This window comes from Bacillus hominis (assembly GCF_018332515.1).
Classification (GTDB): Bacteria; Bacillota; Bacilli; order Bacillales; family Bacillaceae_G; genus Bacillus_A; species Bacillus_A hominis.
Window position 1 is genome coordinate 1 of sequence record NZ_BOQD01000130.1, and the last position, 16752, is coordinate 16752.

Annotated in this window: 15 protein-coding genes and 1 pseudogene; 12 read left to right on the plus strand and 4 right to left on the minus strand. The window is 35.9% G+C overall.

Features of this window, described 5'->3' with window-relative positions:
• Positions 1-304: pseudogene (locus KI356_RS14320) on the minus strand (cell wall anchor protein); the annotation flags it as partial.
• 210 nt (positions 305-514) lie between these two features.
• On the opposite strand from KI356_RS14320, the gene KI356_RS14325 reads away from it, so the two are divergent.
• The 7 genes from KI356_RS14325 (at position 515) to KI356_RS14355 (ending at position 7092) form a co-directional block, all read left to right on the plus strand.
• Positions 515-1393 (plus strand): ROK family protein, encoded by an 879-nt coding sequence (locus KI356_RS14325; protein WP_212935721.1) that lies wholly within the window; start codon positions 515-517, stop codon positions 1391-1393.
• Between the two features lie 128 nt (positions 1394-1521).
• A complete protein-coding gene (locus tag KI356_RS14330; RefSeq protein ID WP_128282603.1) occupies positions 1522-2118 on the plus strand; it encodes a TerD family protein in 597 nt (198 codons plus the stop codon).
• Between the two features lie 23 nt (positions 2119-2141).
• Positions 2142-2726 carry a TerD family protein gene (locus KI356_RS14335; protein WP_128282602.1) on the plus strand — a complete coding sequence of 195 codons (585 nt, stop codon included), beginning with the start codon at positions 2142-2144 and terminating at the stop codon, positions 2724-2726.
• 79 nt (positions 2727-2805) lie between these two features.
• Complete coding sequence (locus tag KI356_RS14340) at positions 2806-3384, plus strand: TerD family protein (RefSeq protein ID WP_002010227.1); 579 nt, start codon at positions 2806-2808, stop codon at positions 3382-3384.
• Positions 3385-3457: 73 nt separating this feature from the next.
• Positions 3458-4249: a TerC family protein gene (locus tag KI356_RS14345; RefSeq protein WP_128282600.1), complete on the plus strand. Its 792-nt coding sequence runs from the start codon at positions 3458-3460 to the stop codon at positions 4247-4249.
• Between the two features lie 110 nt (positions 4250-4359).
• Positions 4360-5991 (plus strand): YceG family protein, encoded by a 1632-nt coding sequence (locus KI356_RS14350; protein ID WP_212935722.1) that lies wholly within the window; start codon positions 4360-4362, stop codon positions 5989-5991.
• Between the two features lie 18 nt (positions 5992-6009).
• Positions 6010-7092 carry a toxic anion resistance protein gene (locus KI356_RS14355; RefSeq protein WP_002115838.1) on the plus strand — a complete coding sequence of 361 codons (1083 nt, stop codon included), beginning with the start codon at positions 6010-6012 and terminating at the stop codon, positions 7090-7092.
• Positions 7093-7279: 187 nt separating this feature from the next.
• Here KI356_RS14355 and KI356_RS14360 read toward each other — a convergent pair whose 3' ends face one another.
• Both KI356_RS14360 and KI356_RS14365 read right to left on the minus strand, forming a co-directional pair.
• On the minus strand, positions 7280-9946 hold the full coding sequence (locus KI356_RS14360; protein ID WP_212935723.1) for a cation-translocating P-type ATPase: 2667 nt from the start codon (positions 9944-9946) through the stop codon (positions 7280-7282).
• Positions 9947-10139: 193 nt separating this feature from the next.
• Positions 10140-10364, minus strand: a complete 225-nt coding sequence (locus KI356_RS14365; protein ID WP_128282596.1) for a DUF1128 domain-containing protein — start codon at positions 10362-10364, stop codon at positions 10140-10142.
• A gap of 177 nt (positions 10365-10541) precedes the next feature.
• Here KI356_RS14365 and KI356_RS14370 point away from each other — a divergent pair, with 177 nt between their 5' ends.
• The 3 genes from KI356_RS14370 to KI356_RS14380 are packed head-to-tail and all read left to right on the plus strand — an operon-like array spanning position 10542 to position 12447.
• Entirely contained in the window at positions 10542-11006 is a 465-nt protein-coding gene (locus KI356_RS14370) for a low molecular weight protein-tyrosine-phosphatase (RefSeq protein ID WP_212935724.1), read from the plus strand.
• Positions 11007-11059: 53 nt separating this feature from the next.
• Positions 11060-11575 carry a DUF4075 domain-containing protein gene (locus tag KI356_RS14375; RefSeq protein ID WP_002115844.1) on the plus strand — a complete coding sequence of 172 codons (516 nt, stop codon included), beginning with the start codon at positions 11060-11062 and terminating at the stop codon, positions 11573-11575.
• 5 nt (positions 11576-11580) lie between these two features.
• Complete coding sequence (locus KI356_RS14380; protein ID WP_212935725.1) at positions 11581-12447, plus strand: YihY/virulence factor BrkB family protein; 867 nt, start codon at positions 11581-11583, stop codon at positions 12445-12447.
• 183 nt (positions 12448-12630) lie between these two features.
• Here the strand turns inward: KI356_RS14380 and KI356_RS14385 are convergent, their stop codons facing one another.
• The gene (locus KI356_RS14385) at positions 12631-14556 is read right to left on the minus strand and encodes a heavy metal translocating P-type ATPase (RefSeq protein WP_212935726.1); all 1926 of its coding nucleotides are present in this window, start codon (positions 14554-14556) and stop codon (positions 12631-12633) included.
• 423 nt (positions 14557-14979) lie between these two features.
• On the opposite strand from KI356_RS14385, the gene KI356_RS14390 reads away from it, so the two are divergent.
• The gene (locus KI356_RS14390) at positions 14980-15930 is read left to right on the plus strand and encodes a DMT family transporter (protein WP_002115853.1); all 951 of its coding nucleotides are present in this window, start codon (positions 14980-14982) and stop codon (positions 15928-15930) included.
• Positions 15931-16054: 124 nt separating this feature from the next.
• Positions 16055-16735, plus strand: a complete 681-nt coding sequence (locus KI356_RS14395) for a lysoplasmalogenase (protein WP_002115858.1) — start codon at positions 16055-16057, stop codon at positions 16733-16735.
• Positions 16736-16752 lie beyond the last annotated feature (17 nt).

Sequence of the window (16752 nt, forward strand, 5' to 3'; positions counted from 1 at the left end):
CAGAGCCGTTGCCACCAGAACCACTGCCGTCAGAACCACTGCCGCCAGAACCGTTGCCGCCAGAGCCGCTACCGTCAGAACCACTGCCGCCAGAACCGTTGCCGTCAGAACCACTATCGTCCTGAGAACCATTGTTTCCTGGAGGTTTATTATTATCTTTTGAATTACCTTCTGCTAAATTATCGCTATTTTGTACAATAGCGTTTGTTATTGGATGGAAGTTTTCAGTTGCAGCATTACCAATATTTAAGCCGCTAAAAAAAGATAAAGAAAGTGTTGATGCTAAAATGAAGATTTTTGTCATTGTTTTCCTCCTGAATAAAAAGATATTGTTCCATCTAAAATACATCCCTTTGTAATATTTCATAGGAAAAAGAGTTTTATGCAAAAAAAACTATATATAGAAAAAGGTGGTGTATTTCTAAAGGGAGAAAAGAGTTAATGTAAATTCACTACAAATAGTAGAGTGATGGAGAATTTTTTACACTCATAACAGTAGAGGAAGTGGCAACGGATGAAAGAATATATTGCATTTGATATTGGTGGTACGCAAATTAAATATGGAATTGTTTCAGAAATAGGGGCAGTACTAATGCATAAAAAGGTCCCAACAGAAATTTACTTGGGCGGGGAACAAATTGTTCAAAAGCTTATATATTTATCAAAAAAGTTAATGACTGAACATACTATTTCCGGAATTGGTATTAGTACAGCGGGAATTGTTGATATTGATAAAGGAGTTATAACGGGAGGTGTGGATCACATTCCGCGTTATGCTAATATTTCTATTGTTGAGAGATTACAAGAAGTATTAAAAGTCCCTGTATCTATTGAAAATGATGTTAATTGTGCAGCCTTAGGTGAGAAATGGAAAGGTACTGGGAGGGGAGAAAGTGATTTTATTATGCTCACGCTTGGAACGGGCATTGGTGGAGCAATTGTTATAAATGGGGAGTTATACCGTGGATATTCGTTTGGCGCTGGGGAATGGGGGAATATGTTAATAGAAGGGAAAAGTTTTGAGGAGGTTGCCTCAATTTCGGGATTAATTCATCTTGTACGAAAATATAAAGGTGAAGAGGAGTGGGATGGTAAAACAATTTTTGAATTATATGATAAGGGTGATAGCGGTGTTACTCAAGCTGTGAAGATTTTCTTTAAACATTTAGCGATTGGAATTAGTAACCTTGCTTATATTTTTAATCCGAAAATGATTATTATTGGTGGGGGAATTACTGAAAGAGGAGATGATTTCTTAAATGAAGTGAAGGAAGAGATAGGAACATACTTAAATCAAGAGATTTATAGTAATTGTGAGATTAAACTTGCGCAAAGCGGCAATTGTGCAGGAATGATTGGTTCTATTTGCCACTTATTACATCAGTATAAATAAATATAGTATCTGTTTTCATATAATTGAGAATTTATCCTTTTTCTCATTAGATAAATAATGCTACAATATAAGAGGAGAATACAATGTTTTTCGATTTGGAAAATGCTTTGTAGAAAGGAAGAAACTTCATGCCTATTATTTTAGAAAAAGGACAAAAGATTGATTTAACGAAAGGACAACCGAGAGTAGCGAAACTGCAGGTTGGCTTAGGCTGGGATCCAATTGGGCAATCAGGTGGGTTTCTGTCTTCTTTATTCGGAAGTAAACCAAGTGTAGATTGTGATGCATCTGTTGTTATGTTAGAAGGAGAGCGTTTTTTAAACAAAAATGATCTAGTTTACTTCGGCAACAAACTTTCTACTTGTGGTAGTATCATTCATTCAGGAGATAATTTAACAGGTGAAGGTGCTGGTGACGACGAAACAATTTTCGTAGAATTACATAAAGTTCCGAGCCGTATTAATCGTTTAGTATTCGTTGTAAATATCTATGACTGTGTAAATCGTCGTCAAGATTTTGGGATGATTCGCAATGCATATATTCGTATTCAAAACCCACAAACAGGTGAAGAATTAGCGCGTTATAACTTGTCAGATAATTACGCTGGCAAAACGACTTTAATTGCAGGGGAAATGTATCGAGACGGAAACGAATGGAAGTTTTCAGCAGTTGGAGAAGGAACACAAGATAAAAACTTAAGTGAGATTGTATCACGTTACCAATAAGATAAACCAAGGAGGAATCGTATATGGCATCAATTTCATTGAAAAAAGGACAAAAGGTAGACTTAACAAAAACAAATCCAGGTCTTTCAAAAGTTCTTGTAGGACTTGGTTGGGATACGAATCGTTATGACGGACAAAACGATTTCGATTTAGATGTTAGTATCTTCTTAGTAGGTGCTAACGGTAAAGTTTCAGGAGCAGAGGATTTCGTCTTCTATAATAATCCAAAAGGTGCGAATGGTGCTGTAGAGCATTTAGGAGATAACCGTACAGGTGAAGGTGAAGGCGACGATGAAACAATTAAAATAGACTTGAAAAATGTTCCTGCTCACATTGAGCGTATTTGTTTCACAATTACAATTTATGATGGAGAAGGCCGTAGCCAAAACTTCGGACAAGTTTCTAACTCTTTCGTACGCATTATGGATGAAGAAAAGAATGCAGAATTAATTCGTTACGACTTAGGAGAAGATTTCTCTATTGAAACAGCTGTAGTAGTAAGCGAACTATACCGTCACGCAGGTGAATGGAAATTCAATGCAATCGGAAGTGGATTCCAAGGTGGATTAGGTTCTCTATGTAATAACTTTGGTTTAGATGTAGAGTAATAGCTTTATATATCCATCTGTGAAACGCATATTTACTGATGGATATATTTTTGAAATTAAAATATAGAGGTGAATATATATGGTTATTCAATTGCAAAAAGGACAGAAAATAGATTTAGCTAAAACAAGCCCAGGTTTATCAAGAGCAGTAATTGGTCTTGGATGGGATATTAAATCTTATGATGGTGGATCTGATTTTGATTTGGATGCATCTGCCTTTTTATTAGATGCGAACGGGAAATGTACGAAGGAAACTGATTTTATTTTCTATAATAATTTACAGTCTCCTTGTGAATCAGTTTTACATACAGGAGATAACCGTACAGGTGCAGGTGACGGTGATGATGAGCAACTTGTTGTCGATTTGAAAAAGGTTCCAGCAGATGTTCATAAAATTGCTATTACAGTTACAATTTATGATGGAGAAGGCCGTAATCAAAACTTTGGACAGGTTGCAAATGCATTCGTTCGTTTAGCAAATGAAGAAACAAACGAAGAAGTTCTTCGTTTTGATTTAGGGGAAGATTTCTCCATTGAAACAGCAGTTGTCTTTTGTGAATTATATCGTCATAATGGACAGTGGAAGTTTAGTGCAGTAGGAAGTGGATTCCAAGGTGGATTAGGTGCGCTTGTAAGAGCGTATGGCTTGGATGCATAAAAAGGGAAACGGCATTCGTTTCCTTTTTTTGACCTTTCTATAAATCTAGCAAAGAATAGGGGATAAAGGTAAGATGAGTATTTTGCAAGGAATCCTTGATACGTATGCTCAGTTTTTTGACTTGGACATGTGGATTAAAGTGTTACAAGATCCAGTATCTTGGGGGTTAATAGGTACACTTGTTGTACTTGAAGGGTTATTATCTGCTGATAATGCACTTGTGTTAGCGGTAATGGTAAAACATCTTCCAGAAGAAAAACGAAAAAAAGCATTGTTTTATGGACTTATTGGAGCTTATGTATTCCGATTTATTGCAATTGGAATCGGAATGTTCTTAATTAAATTATGGTGGGTAAAAGTGGTAGGTGCACTTTACTTAGCTTGGCTTTCAATTAAATATTTCATTGATAAACGAAAAGGTAATGCAGAAGAAGAGGAAGCTCATGGTATGAACCAAAATAGTATTCTCTTCAGAATGTTTGGTGTCTTCTGGGGAACGGTTGCGATGGTTGAATTAATGGATATCGCATTCTCTGTAGATAGCGTACTTGCTGCATTTGGTGTATCGAATGAAGTTTGGATTCTACTATTAGGCGGAATGCTCGGTATTTTAATGATGCGTGGTATCGCTGGCGTATTCTTAAAATTGTTAGAGCGTATTCCAGAACTTGAAACGACAGCATATATTTTAATCTTAATTATTGCGGCAAAAATGCTGTTATCTGTCATTCATATTGAAATAAGTCATACGCTGTTCTTTATTATTTTAGTTGTAGCGTTTGGAGTAACATTTATACTTCACTACATGAAGAATTCTGGACAAGCTAAAGAAGAAGTTGCAGCTACTAAAAATAATCATAAATAATTGAAATGGGTTTGCTCGTTATACGAGCGCCCATTTTTTATAACTAAAAATAGTTTATAATAGAAGAGAGACTTTATAAAAAACGTAAATGTTTTTGGAGGTGAACTGTTGTGTTTGCACGTTTTACACTTCAACCATGTGCATTAAAAGATGAATCAGACTTAAAGCAATTTGAAGCGCTTCTAGAAAAACGCCCACAATATGAACTGACAGAGAATGAGATGAAATTTAGTTATATAGCAACTCGTATTCTTGGTGTTCCAAATGATGTAGATGAATATTTTAATGAGCTATTTGATTATAGTGAAGCAAAAGGGATCGAGGTTTTGCATGAACAAAATTTAAATAAGGTGATTGATCCCGAAAAACTGCGCCATATTCAAGAAGTTTTTGCATTACATCAAGAAGCACCGAATGGACTTACAGTGAATAGACTTGTAGCACATTTGTCTGGAAAACAACTATTACCGCAAGTAGACAATCCTGATTTACAGCATTATATACATACGACGTTTATTTCTGTATTAAAATTATATGAGAAACAACATAATCAATCTTTAAAGACAGAAGGCTTCCGTCGTTTCTTAATCGATATGATTAAATTAAGCGAAAATTACGTAGCGAAATGGTTCTCTACGATTAATTATAAGAAACAAATGCCGCGTATCGTTTGGTACGGTGATGCAACGGAGAGTCGTATATATTTCTTATACTTTCTTATTATGCTCGGCTGCGATGTGCTTTATTATCACCCAGAAGGAAAAGATGGATTTGAGAGTGTAGATGAGGAAGGAAAGACCTTTGTCGTATCTCATTCGGGACGTATTTCATTGGAACCATTTCCTGATCGGCGTCGTGAACGCGTTGCAACAGTAGCTTATCAAGCTTCAAAAGAAATCGAGCAAGTACTTCACCACGATAATTCATTATTATACAAACCGTGGCAATTCCGTTCGTATACACCTGTAGCCCGTACGCTCAAAACGACGTACGATGAACTCTTTTTAATTACGAAAGAAAAGGCATTTGTACGTCCAACATTCTTTGTTGAAAATAAGCATATTTATATTCCTTCTTTATTTGCAAAAATATCAGGTGTTTCAAAAAATGATAAAGAATATTTTCAGCGATTAAAGGCTGTTACATCATTTGATAACAGTTTATTAATTAATACATTCCCGTTTACGAAAGAACAAAAAGCGAATTTCCAATATCATTATCGAGATGCATTGGACCGCGGGGGGAAGTTACATCCGGATTTAATTATGAACAGCCATTGGTGGCCACATAAGCGTTTACCAGAAGGATTACAACATGGTATTGCAGAAGCAATCATCCATACGTGTGAAAGTGAAATGTGTAAACCAATTGCGAAAGAGGCGAAACAAGATGTAGCACTGTATGTTTTCGCACAACTCTCTCAAATACCACCGAACATTTTAGAGCAGCTTGAGAAATTTGATTATTCGCAAGAAGTACCGAAAATTGTTATATTTAATAATGAGAAGAGCGGAGAATTAAGTCGTTCTGATGCTGTGTTATTACTATTTTTAAATCAAATTGGAGTAGATGTATTCCACTTTAATCCAACGGGGAGAAACGATATTGAACCGTATATTGAATCAGGAGCATTTGATTCACATTGGCTTGAAGAAGTTAATTTCGATCTTGAATTTCATGGTTCATCAGCCTATAAAAATTTATCACAAACAATAAAAGGACTATTTCGTCCATTTTTATAAGGAAAGGGAGAATATCATATGAATAACCCAGTCGTACTAGATTCGAAAACAGAATTGAATGAGCAAACCGCACAAGATGTTCGCTTGCAACTTAGACAAGATGCTGAAGTACAACGTATTTATAATGCAGTAGACATTAAAGACCAATTAGAATTAATCGAGCTTGGAAAAGAGCCTTCTATGGAGATTTCACGTTTCGCTGATCAAATTTTACATACAATGTCTTTATCGAAAATAGAAGATTCTGGTGAATTATTAAAACAGCTTGGTAAAATTATGGACAGATTTGATAGTAAAGACTTTGCGGAAGAGAAAAGTGGTTTCTTCTCACGTATGTTCAAAAAAGCAGATAAAATGATTGAACAAATCTTTAGTAAGTATCAGACGATGGGTCGCGAGATGGATAAAGTATACGTAGAAATTACGAAGTATCAAGATGAAATGAAAAAATCAATTGGTACGTTAGATGGTTTATATGAGCAAAACTTAAAGTATTATTTAGACTTAGAAAAATACGTAGTAGCAGGGGAAATGTTATTAGAACGTTTAAATACAGAGTTAGTTCCGATGTACGAAGAGCGCATACGTAATAATGATCAGTTAGCAGGTATTGAATTAGAATCGCTTAAAAACTCTGTTGAAATTTTAGAACAACGTATTGATGATTTAGAAAAAGCACGTATGGTTGCTCTACTTACAGCACCACAAATCCGTATGATTCAACGCGGTAACAATAAATTAATCGGTAAAATCAATACAGCATTTATTACAACGATTCCTATCTTTAAAAATGGTATCATTCAAGCGGTAAATGCGAAACGTCAAAAGCTTGTTGCGGACTCTATGGCTGAACTTGATCGCCGTACAAATGAATTACTTAAGAAAAATGCACAAAATATTGCAACTCAAAGTGTGGAAGTAGCGAGGATATCAGGTTCTTCTAGTATTAAGATGGAAACACTTGAGGAAACTTGGAACATTATTTCAAGAGGTATGCAAGAAACGCAACAAATTGAAGAGCAAAATAAACGTGAGCGTGAAGAAAGCCGTAAGCGTATGGCTACATTAACAGAGAACATAAAAAAAGAATTACAAGGATAAAGTGAAACTTTAATCAGTGGGGGTTTTGTTCATCCCCACTGATTATTAGTTGAACCAATCGGGCGTTTACGGGCAGCCCGACTCCCACCTAACTTCTTTGCTCCAGTCGAATTTTGAGGTGGGAGTTTTACTGCCCGCAAATAGCGGGATAAATGAAAAGGCAATGAGGAATATTCCTCATTGCCTTTTATTTTCTCTTAAATAATTTAATAATTTCATTCACAACAAGCGGAATGATACTTAATAAGAGAACGAATCCCCAATCTCGCATTGTTAATGCATGCACACCAAATATATTGGCAAGAGGAGGAATGGAGATAATACAAACTTGCATAAGAACACCGATAAGAAGTGAGAAGACTAAATATTTATTTGTAAATATCCCAATTGAAAAAATTGATTTCGTTCTTGAACGTAAGTTAAATGAATGAACGAGCTGAGAAAAACTAAGAACGACAAATGCCATCGTTTGAGCGTGTAATAGAGCGTCTTCATCAATTTGCTCTGGGAAGAGAGGAAATAAATTTGTATCTCCTGTATAGAGCTTTGCTCCAACGATAAAGGCTGTTAAAGTAAGAAGTCCAATTACAACCCCATTGAAAATAAGAAAAGGAACGCTGCCGCTAAATAAGCTTTCTTTCGCATGACGTGGTTTTTCCTTCATTACATCTGGATCTTCAGGATCAACACCGAGTGATAACGCAGGCAGTGTATCTGTAATTAAATTTACCCACAAAATGTGAATAGGTCGTAGTGGTGTTGCCCAGCCGAGTAAAATAGCTAAAAATAAAGTGATAATTTCTCCAAAGTTACAAGAAAGTAGGAAGAGAATAGACTTTTTAATATTACGGTAAATATTTCTACCCTCTTCAACAGCTTTCACGATAGATGAGAAGTTATCATCTGTTAAAACTACATCAGCTGCGCCTTTTGCGACATCTGTTCCTGTAATTCCCATTGCTACTCCAACATCTGCTTGCTTTAAAGAAGGAGCATCATTTACACCGTCACCAGTCATAGAAACGATATTCCCTTTGGCACGTAAAGCTTTTACAATCTTCACTTTATGTTCTGGAGAGACCCTAGCAAAGACATTTAAGTGATTAATTTTATTTGCTAGTTCTGTATCTGAAATGTTATCTAATTCAGTTCCAATCATAATTTCAGATTTTTCTTCAGCAATACCAAGTTCTTTGGCAATTGCAAAGGCGGTATCCTTATGATCACCAGTAATCATAACTGTGCGAATACCAGCTTTTTTACATTCTGTAATTGAATCTTTTACTTCTGTGCGTGGTGGATCAATCATACCGACAAGACCGATAAAGATGAGGTTTTCTTCGAGATGAGTTATATCCACATCGTTTAAATCGTATCGTTTATATGCGAATGAAAGTACTCTTAAGGCTTCTTGCGACATTGACTCGGCAGCTTCTAATATTTGATTTTTATCAGAATCTGTTAAGACCTCAATTTTATTATTTATAAAGATATGGGTACAGTGAGGTAAAAGTTTATCAATAGCACCTTTAGTCATGCTATAGTAGCTTTCGTCGTACGTATGTACAGTTGACATCATTTTACGATCAGACTCGAAAGGCAATTCGTTAACACGTTCATGTGTATTTTCTAAATGATCTTTTTGAATGTTAAAAGAGCTTCCGGCAACAAGAAGGGCAATTTCTGTAGGATCCCCTGTTTGTGAGTCGGCACTGTAAGAGGCATCGTTGCATAAAACCATATTTTCTAATAATAGACGGTGTACATCATTATTTACATTTAAATTTTCTAGCTGGTCGTATGTGTGATCACTATAAAAGTGAGTAACGGTCATTTTATTTTGAGTTAATGTACCTGTTTTATCTGAACAAATAATTGTGACAGAACCGAGAGCTTCAACAGCTGGTAGTTTACGAATGATAACGTTTTGTTTAATCATACGCTGAACACCGATTGCAAGAACGATGGAAACGATAGCTGGTAAGCCTTCTGGAATGGCTGCAACAGCTAAACTAATTGCAGTCATAAACATTTCCAAAGTATCTCTTCCTTGTAAAAAACCGATGAGAAACATAATGACGCAAATAGCTACAGCGACAAATCCTAAATATTTTCCTACTTGTGCTAAGCTTTTTTGAAGTGGTGTCATATCATCTTCAGCTTCATGTAAAAGAGTTGCGATTTTCCCAATTTGTGATTTCATTCCAGTTTCAACAGCGACACCGACGCCGCGCCCGTATGTTACTAGTGTTGACATAAAGGCCATGTTTTTTTGATCGCCTAGTGGTACTTGCTCATCACTTTGCATGGAAGGGTGATAGATTGCATCTTTATCGACAGGGACAGATTCACCAGTTAGAGCAGATTCTTCAACTTTTAAATTCGCAGTTTCAATGAGCCGTAAATCACATGGTATATATCGCCCGGCATCAAGCATAACGATATCACCTGGAACAACGTGCTCAGATGGAATCTCTTTTAGTTCACCATCTCGTTTTACTATAGCTTTAGGTGTTACCATCTTTTTCAATGCTTCTAAAGCTTGTTCTGCTTTAGACTCTTGGATTACGCCGATAACAGCATTTAAAATTACAACGAGTGCAATAATACTTGCATCGGCCCATTCGCCTACAAAGGCGGAAATAAGGGCAGCTATAATAAGGACGTATACGAGGACGTCATTAATTTGGGCGAAAATACGTTGCCACAAAGTACGTTTTTGTTTTGTAGCTAATTCATTAGGGCCATATTGCTTTAAACGTTCATTTACGATTTCATCGGTTAAACCGTACTGTGCATTTGTTTCTAAATCGATTAATGTTTGATCTTTCGTCTTACTGTACCAATTGCTCATAAGTCAGCACCTCCAGTAAAAACAGTTAGCAATGGTAGTGTTGCTATTATTTGTGAGTAGTATGTATGGAGAAAAAATCTAAGATGAGGTTCTACTTTCATTGTACAGTATTTTATGGAAGTAGGAGGAAGAGAGAAAAGTTGTCATGAATTTGTTGAAATTAAAAAGAGCCTCGAATACGTGAGGCTCTTTGTTATTTTTTAATTAATGTACCTAATTCCTCAGTAATAGCTTGCATTTCACTAATACTGAATGTGTCACGTTTCATAACGTGCTCATAAATGTCACGTAAGTCCTCGTACATTTCTTCATTAAAACTAGCAGCTCTCATTGCTCCAGCATTAACCATGCGTAATTTTTCTTTAATAGCTTCTACCATATATTCAACGTTTGCTTCTGATTTTACGGATAAATCCACCGAAGTGTCCCCCTTTAAAATAACATAAGGTTATCTTAACATTTTTTTATCATTTTCGTTAATGAAACTTTTCAATCCTATTAAATTAGTAGGGATTTCCTTTATAATTAATAATTGGTTGTTTATACTATATAAGTATATGGTAAGAAATGCACCAAGAAGGGGAGAAACAAAAATATGGTTCAAGTATTGTTTGTTTGTCTTGGGAACATTTGCCGTTCTCCGATGGCAGAAGCGATTTTTCGAAATCTTGTCGTAAAAGAGGGACTCGAAGAGAAAATTGTCATTGATTCTGCAGGAACTGGAGATTGGCATATTGGTCATCCGCCACATAAAGGGACACAAAAAATTTTAAAAGAAAATGCAGTCACTTTTAAAGGAATTAAAGCAAGGCAAGTAGAAAAAGAAGACTTAACAAAGTTTGATTATATTATTGCCATGGACAACAAGAATATAGCGGATTTAAAAAGTTTTGGTAAAACTGGAGGCTATATTGGTAGACTGTCCGATTTTGTTCCAGACGGTGGCTGGGCAGACGTTCCTGACCCTTACTATACAGGGAACTTCCAAGAAGTGTATGACCTTGTAACAGAAGGGTGTGTAAAGCTATTAGCTTTCATTCGAAATGAACAAGGAATATGAGGAAGCTTAGAAAGTAATACTTTCTAATATAAGAAATGAAAGGGTGAAGGAATATGGCAAAGAAAAATAATATTGCTCGAAACATTGCGATTGGTGTAGCTGCAGGGGTAGCTGTATCTATGTTAAAGAAAGAAAACCGTGAAAAAGTAAAAAATACGGCAGAAAAAGCAAAAACAAAGATGATTGAAATTGGTGAAAATGCGAAGATAAAAGAAAAAGTGCAAACTGTTACAGATAAAGGACGCGAACTTGCTGATTTCAATGTAGTGAAAGCGAAAGTAGCAGAAATTAAAAAATTGACGCCGTCTGTTGTAGAAACGTTAAAAGAAACGAAAGAAATTTTTAGTAAGAAAAAAATTGTGCCAGTAGAAAAGCCGGAAACGATTGAAATTCAAGCTGTATCTCCAAAGGTAGATGAGCTTAAAGCAGAAGAAGAGCCAGTGGTAGCTGAAGATGGTGGTATGAAAGAAGCGCGTGAATTATTTATGAAAGACTCAAATGCAGAGGAAAAAAAAACTGAAGCATACATTGAGCTAAAGCAAAATAAAGAAGAGAAGAAAAGCGTCTAAAAAATATGAGAAAATTTCTAGAAAAAGCAAAAAGACATCGTACTTTTTCGTTTGGGAAAGATTTATATGACCGGACGATGCGCGATGATGTAGCGGGCTTATCAGCACAGCTCGCTTATTTCTTCTTGCTTGCGATTTTCCCTGGGCTTGTTTTCTTAATTACGCTTCTTGGCTTTATTGACCTTCAAACAGAAAGTGTGCTCAATTTATTAGAACCGTATGTACCAGAAGATGCGATGAAATTAATTGAAGTAAACGTAGATAAAGTTGTAAACGAACAAAATGGTGGTTTATTATCATTCGGTTTACTATCGATGTTATGGTTTGCTTCAAACGGGGTGAATGCGGTTATGAACGCTTTTAACCGCGCGTATGATGTAACAGAAACCCGTTCCTTTATTAAAACAAGAGTTTTATCTATCGTGTTCACGTTAGCGATAATTTTTATGATTGTGTTTGCACTAATCGTCCCAGTATTTGGACAAGTGATTGGGGCAGCCGTGTTTAAAGCAATTGGTTTATCGGATAGTTTTTCTTATGTTTGGAGTATTGCGCGTTTAGTAGCAAGTTTCTTTGTCTTGTTCGCTTTGTTTAGCTTTTTATATACGTTTGCGCCTGATCGAAAATTAAAGAGGAGAGAAGTGATATCGGGGGCAATATTTGCTACTGTAGGATGGATTGTGGTATCGTACTCATTTGCTTATTATGTAGATAAATTTGGAAATTACGCTAATACATATGGTGGTCTCGGTGGTATCATTATTTTAATGTTATGGTTTTACTTAACCGCGTGGGTAATTTTACTTGGCGGTGAAATTAATGGTTTACTCCATCATTATAGAACGGCTGACAATAATTCCCGTAATGAATAATGAGCTCTTGTTCCATAATAAAAGGGACAGGGGGGATATTTCATGAGTAATAATAAAAAGAACCACAATAATAAAAGCAACAATAAACAAAAGAGTAGTTCGCATCCAAAGCATAAAACGAGCAGCAGTGCGAACGGTCATAATAGCTACCATTAAAAAAACGGGTCCTTCATCAGGGACCCGTTATTTATTTCCTTTTAATAATCGTAAGCCATTCAAAATTACAAGAATGGTACTTCCTTCATGTCCAATAACACCGAAGGGAAGAGCTAAAAACTGTAAAAAGTTTGAACAAATCAGCATTGCAATGACAGCTAAAGAAAAGGTAACGTTTTGCTTCACAATGCGATTCATTCGTTTTGATAAACGAATTGCTTGGGAAAGTCGAGATAGTTCATTTTTCATAAGGACAACGTCTGCAGTCTCTAACGCTACGTCTGTTCCTTCACCCATTGCAACACCAATGCTAGCGGTAGCAAGTGCAGGTGCATCGTTTATACCATCTCCAACCATGGCAACTATACCGTACTTTTCTTTTAACTGTTTTATCGTTTCAACTTTCGTTTCTGGCAGACATGATGCATAATACTCTTTTATATTACTTTCAGCAGCAATTGCTTTTGCGGTTTCTTCATTATCACCGGTAATCATGATAGCTGTTACGCCAATACTTTGTAAATCGCGAATAGCAGCTATTGTTTCTTGGCGAAGTGTATCTTTTAAAGCAATAAGTCCAAGAATACCACCTTCATCACTAATATAAACGACAGTTTTACCCTCTTTTTCAAGTGAGGTAGAAATGCCATTATGAAATGTCTTTGTTTCTTCACCTATAAAATCAGCCTTGCCAATTTTATAAGCTTTGTTTTCTAATATTCCTTTTAGTCCAAAACCAGTTACATCTTCAACATTTTCTGGTTTTTTTAATGTAATGTCATAAGCATGTTTTGCATATTTAACAATTGCTTCTGCTAAAGGGTGTGTAGAGTGATTTTCAATCGTTGCTGTAATAGAAAGTACTTCACTTTCTGTTACGCCTTCTCGAACGTATACATCTGTTACAGTAGGTTTTCCTTGTGTTAATGTTCCAGTTTTATCAAAGGCAATCGCTTTTACTGAAGCTAGACGTTCTAAATGAATACCACCTTTAAAGAGAATACCATTTCTCGCCCCGTTAGAAATTGCGGATAAAGTTGCCGGTGTAATGGCTGCAACTAGCGCACAAGGGGAAGCGACTACAAGTAAGATCATAGCGCGATAAAATGTTTCATTCCAACTCCAATCAAGTAAGAAGTGAGGAACGAACATCATAAGTGCGACAGCGAGTAGTACACCTTTTACATATGTGCCTTCAAATTTTTCAATGAATAGTTGTGATGGTGATTTTTCGCTTTGTGCACTTTGAACGAGACGGATAATTTTTTGGAACAAAGTTTGATCGCTATGTTTCGTGATTCGCACTTCAATAGCACCACGTAAGTTTACTGTGCCGGCAAATACTTCATCGCCAAATTTTTTCTCATTTGGAATAGGTTCGCCTGTAATCGCAGCTTCATCAATATTTGTTTCACCATTATGAATTGTGCCATCAGCAGGAACACGCTCACCCGGCTTAATTAAAATAATATCGTTAATTTGTAATTGTCCAACTGGAATACGTTCTTCTGCGCCATTAGAAATACGCAAAGCTTCTTCAGGTTGTAAGTCAAGAAGGGCTGAAATTTCTTTTTGGCTTTTGCTAAGTGTATAAGATTCCATTGCTCCACTTAATGCAAAGATAAAAATTAAAATAGCACCTTCTGCCCAGTAGCCAATAATTGCAGCACCGATAGCTGCAAAGAGCATGAGCATTTCAACATTTAGTTCTTTCTCTTCAATTGTGTCTGCAATACCTTCTTTTGCTTTTGCAAATCCTCCAATTACATAAGCAAGGATATAGAAAGTAATCCCTGCATTTATTGCCTCATTTGTTGTAAATAACCAGCCAGCTAAAATGAAAATGCCAGATATGATTGCAAATATAAGTTCATAGTGTTTTTTTAGTGTTTGAATCCAAGATGGATTAGGTACGTTTTGTTTTGATGGTAATGTTTTTACTTCCGAGTTCATTATTACTCGCCCCTTTCAAATTCTTATTGAGAAAAAGAATCAAAATCGAAACCCCTATAAAACGACGAAAGCTGCCATCCGTAAGGATAGCAGCATTTCTGTTGAATCTGATTTTAATAGTTATTATGTTGTAATTATTCTATAGTATAGCATATGTTTTTCTTAGATGATATGTTTTTGTTTTAGTATAAAGTGAAACTTTAATTAGTGGGGTTTTGTTCATCTCCCACTGATTATTAGCCTTCACCAATCGGGCTTTTATGGGCAGCCCGACTCCCATTTAACTTCTTTGCCCCAGCCGAATTTTGAGGTGGGAGTTTTACTGCCCACAAATAGCGGGATAAACTGAAAACTTGTGTTTTTGTATTTCCTTTGGTATATATGAATATTGTTCGTAAAAAGGTCGGAAAGGAAGACATCAAGTTGAAGACAGAGAAATTTTTTACCCATCCGATTGGCGTGTTTATTGCTGCAATAGTAGCAACATTTTTATGGGGAAGCGCATTTCCCTTTATTAAATTAAGCTATGCTGAACTTGGAATTCAGCCACAAGAAGTCGGGGAACAAATATTATTTGCGGGCTATCGCTTTTTCTTATCTGGTGTAATGCTCTTATTGTTTTTTAAAGCGTTAGGAAAAGATATGAAGTTCAAAAAAGGAACAGGAAAGCAGTTAGTTCAAATTGGCTTGTTTCAAACTTTTCTCCAATATATATGTTTTTATATTGGAATGAGTTACAGCTCAGGAATTGAAGGAGCGATTATTTCAGGAACATCATCATTCTTTCAAATTTTACTCGCACACTTTTTATATAAAGATGATGCTCTAAATAGGAGAAAAGTAATTGGGGTAGCAATTGGTTTTTGCGGTGTGATTTTAGTGAATGTACCGAGTGATGGAAGTTTATCATTTCATTTTGGAATAGGTAGCGTATTACTTCTTGGGGCAGCGATGATGTATTCATATGGAAACATATTAGCGAAAGAAGGTAGTAAAACGTTAGATATTGGGTATATGACAGCATATCAGATGATTTTTGGATCAATTGGGTTGCTATGTATAGGTGCATTTCAAGTTGGAATGATGCCATTCACATTTAATCTACATGCAATACTTATGCTCATATATTTATCGTTCTTATCAGCAGCGGGATTCTGTATATGGAATACAATTATGAAGTATAACAAAGTAGGGAAAGTCTCGATGTATATGTTCTTTATACCAGTGTTTGGTGTGCTACTATCAAGTCTGATTTTAGGGGAAGCTATTCATTCCTTTGTACTATTTGGTTTAGCATGTGTCGCAGCGGGAATTATTGTAGTAAATCGTAACCCGGTTAAAAAGAAAGTTGAGCAAAAAAAACAAGTAGCATAGAGAACAGAAAAACGATTAAAATGGAAGAACAGTATTGTTCTTCTTTTTTTACATAGAAAAAGGAGAACGGGCTATATATAACGAAAAAAAGATAGAATAAAGCATTTATTGAGGAGAACATATTATGAATGTACTTTACATTGTGTTAGTCGGGCAAATTATTCTTTTTTTAATGGGAGCAATTTATGCAATAGGACAGACGAAAAGAACGAGAAATAATATGCCGTTACCTTTAGCGGTTCGTCTTATTCTTAGTTTTTCTTTAACAGGAAGTGCAATTTGGATATGGTTACAAGATCCATCGGTTGAGTACAGTACGTGGGTTGCACTTGGTATGACTTTGTCAACTTTAGGGGATTTATTTATGGCAGGGTTAATTCCAATTGGTCATCGATTAATTGGAGGAATGGTTACTTTCGCTCTTGCACATTGTTTTTATGTGAAAGCATTTTTACAAACAGGTATTTCATGGAGCGGTTTTTGGATTGGTTTACTCGTATACGGACTCTTTCTAATTATAGGTTGGTTTTTCTTTATTCGAAATGAAAAACAAGACAAACTTTTTACAATAGGGGCTCTAATTTACGGTTTGTGGGTTGGAGGAATGGCATGTTTTGCATTCGCCTTATATTACGAGAATACAGGAATATGGTGGATACCAGCGTTTGGTGGTTTACTGTTTGTGATTTCTGATTTTATTATAGGCGTGACAGATATCGGAGGGCGTAAACTGAAGTATGAGCCACTGTGGATTTGGTTTACATATGTCGCAGCGCAGATGTGTATCGTATACGTAGGATTATAAAAAGATACTCTCAAAAT

Excerpts from the sequence above, each read along its gene's own strand:
- KI356_RS14355 (WP_002115838.1), top strand. The coding sequence starts at position 6,010 with ATGAATAACCCAGTCGTACTAGATTCGAAAACAGAATTGAATGAGCAA.
- KI356_RS14385 (WP_212935726.1), bottom strand. The coding sequence starts at position 14,556 with ATGAACTCGGAAGTAAAAACATTACCATCAAAACAAAACGTACCTAAT.
- KI356_RS14325 (WP_212935721.1), top strand. The coding sequence starts at position 515 with ATGAAAGAATATATTGCATTTGATATTGGTGGTACGCAAATTAAATAT.
- KI356_RS14395 (WP_002115858.1), top strand. The coding sequence starts at position 16,055 with ATGAATGTACTTTACATTGTGTTAGTCGGGCAAATTATTCTTTTTTTA.
- KI356_RS14330 (WP_128282603.1), top strand. The coding sequence starts at position 1,522 with ATGCCTATTATTTTAGAAAAAGGACAAAAGATTGATTTAACGAAAGGA.
- KI356_RS14340 (WP_002010227.1), top strand. The coding sequence starts at position 2,806 with ATGGTTATTCAATTGCAAAAAGGACAGAAAATAGATTTAGCTAAAACA.
- KI356_RS14370 (WP_212935724.1), top strand. The coding sequence starts at position 10,542 with ATGGTTCAAGTATTGTTTGTTTGTCTTGGGAACATTTGCCGTTCTCCG.
- KI356_RS14375 (WP_002115844.1), top strand. The coding sequence starts at position 11,060 with ATGGCAAAGAAAAATAATATTGCTCGAAACATTGCGATTGGTGTAGCT.
- KI356_RS14345 (WP_128282600.1), top strand. The coding sequence starts at position 3,458 with ATGAGTATTTTGCAAGGAATCCTTGATACGTATGCTCAGTTTTTTGAC.
- KI356_RS14335 (WP_128282602.1), top strand. The coding sequence starts at position 2,142 with ATGGCATCAATTTCATTGAAAAAAGGACAAAAGGTAGACTTAACAAAA.
- KI356_RS14380 (WP_212935725.1), top strand. The coding sequence starts at position 11,581 with ATGAGAAAATTTCTAGAAAAAGCAAAAAGACATCGTACTTTTTCGTTT.
- KI356_RS14360 (WP_212935723.1), bottom strand. The coding sequence starts at position 9,946 with ATGAGCAATTGGTACAGTAAGACGAAAGATCAAACATTAATCGATTTA.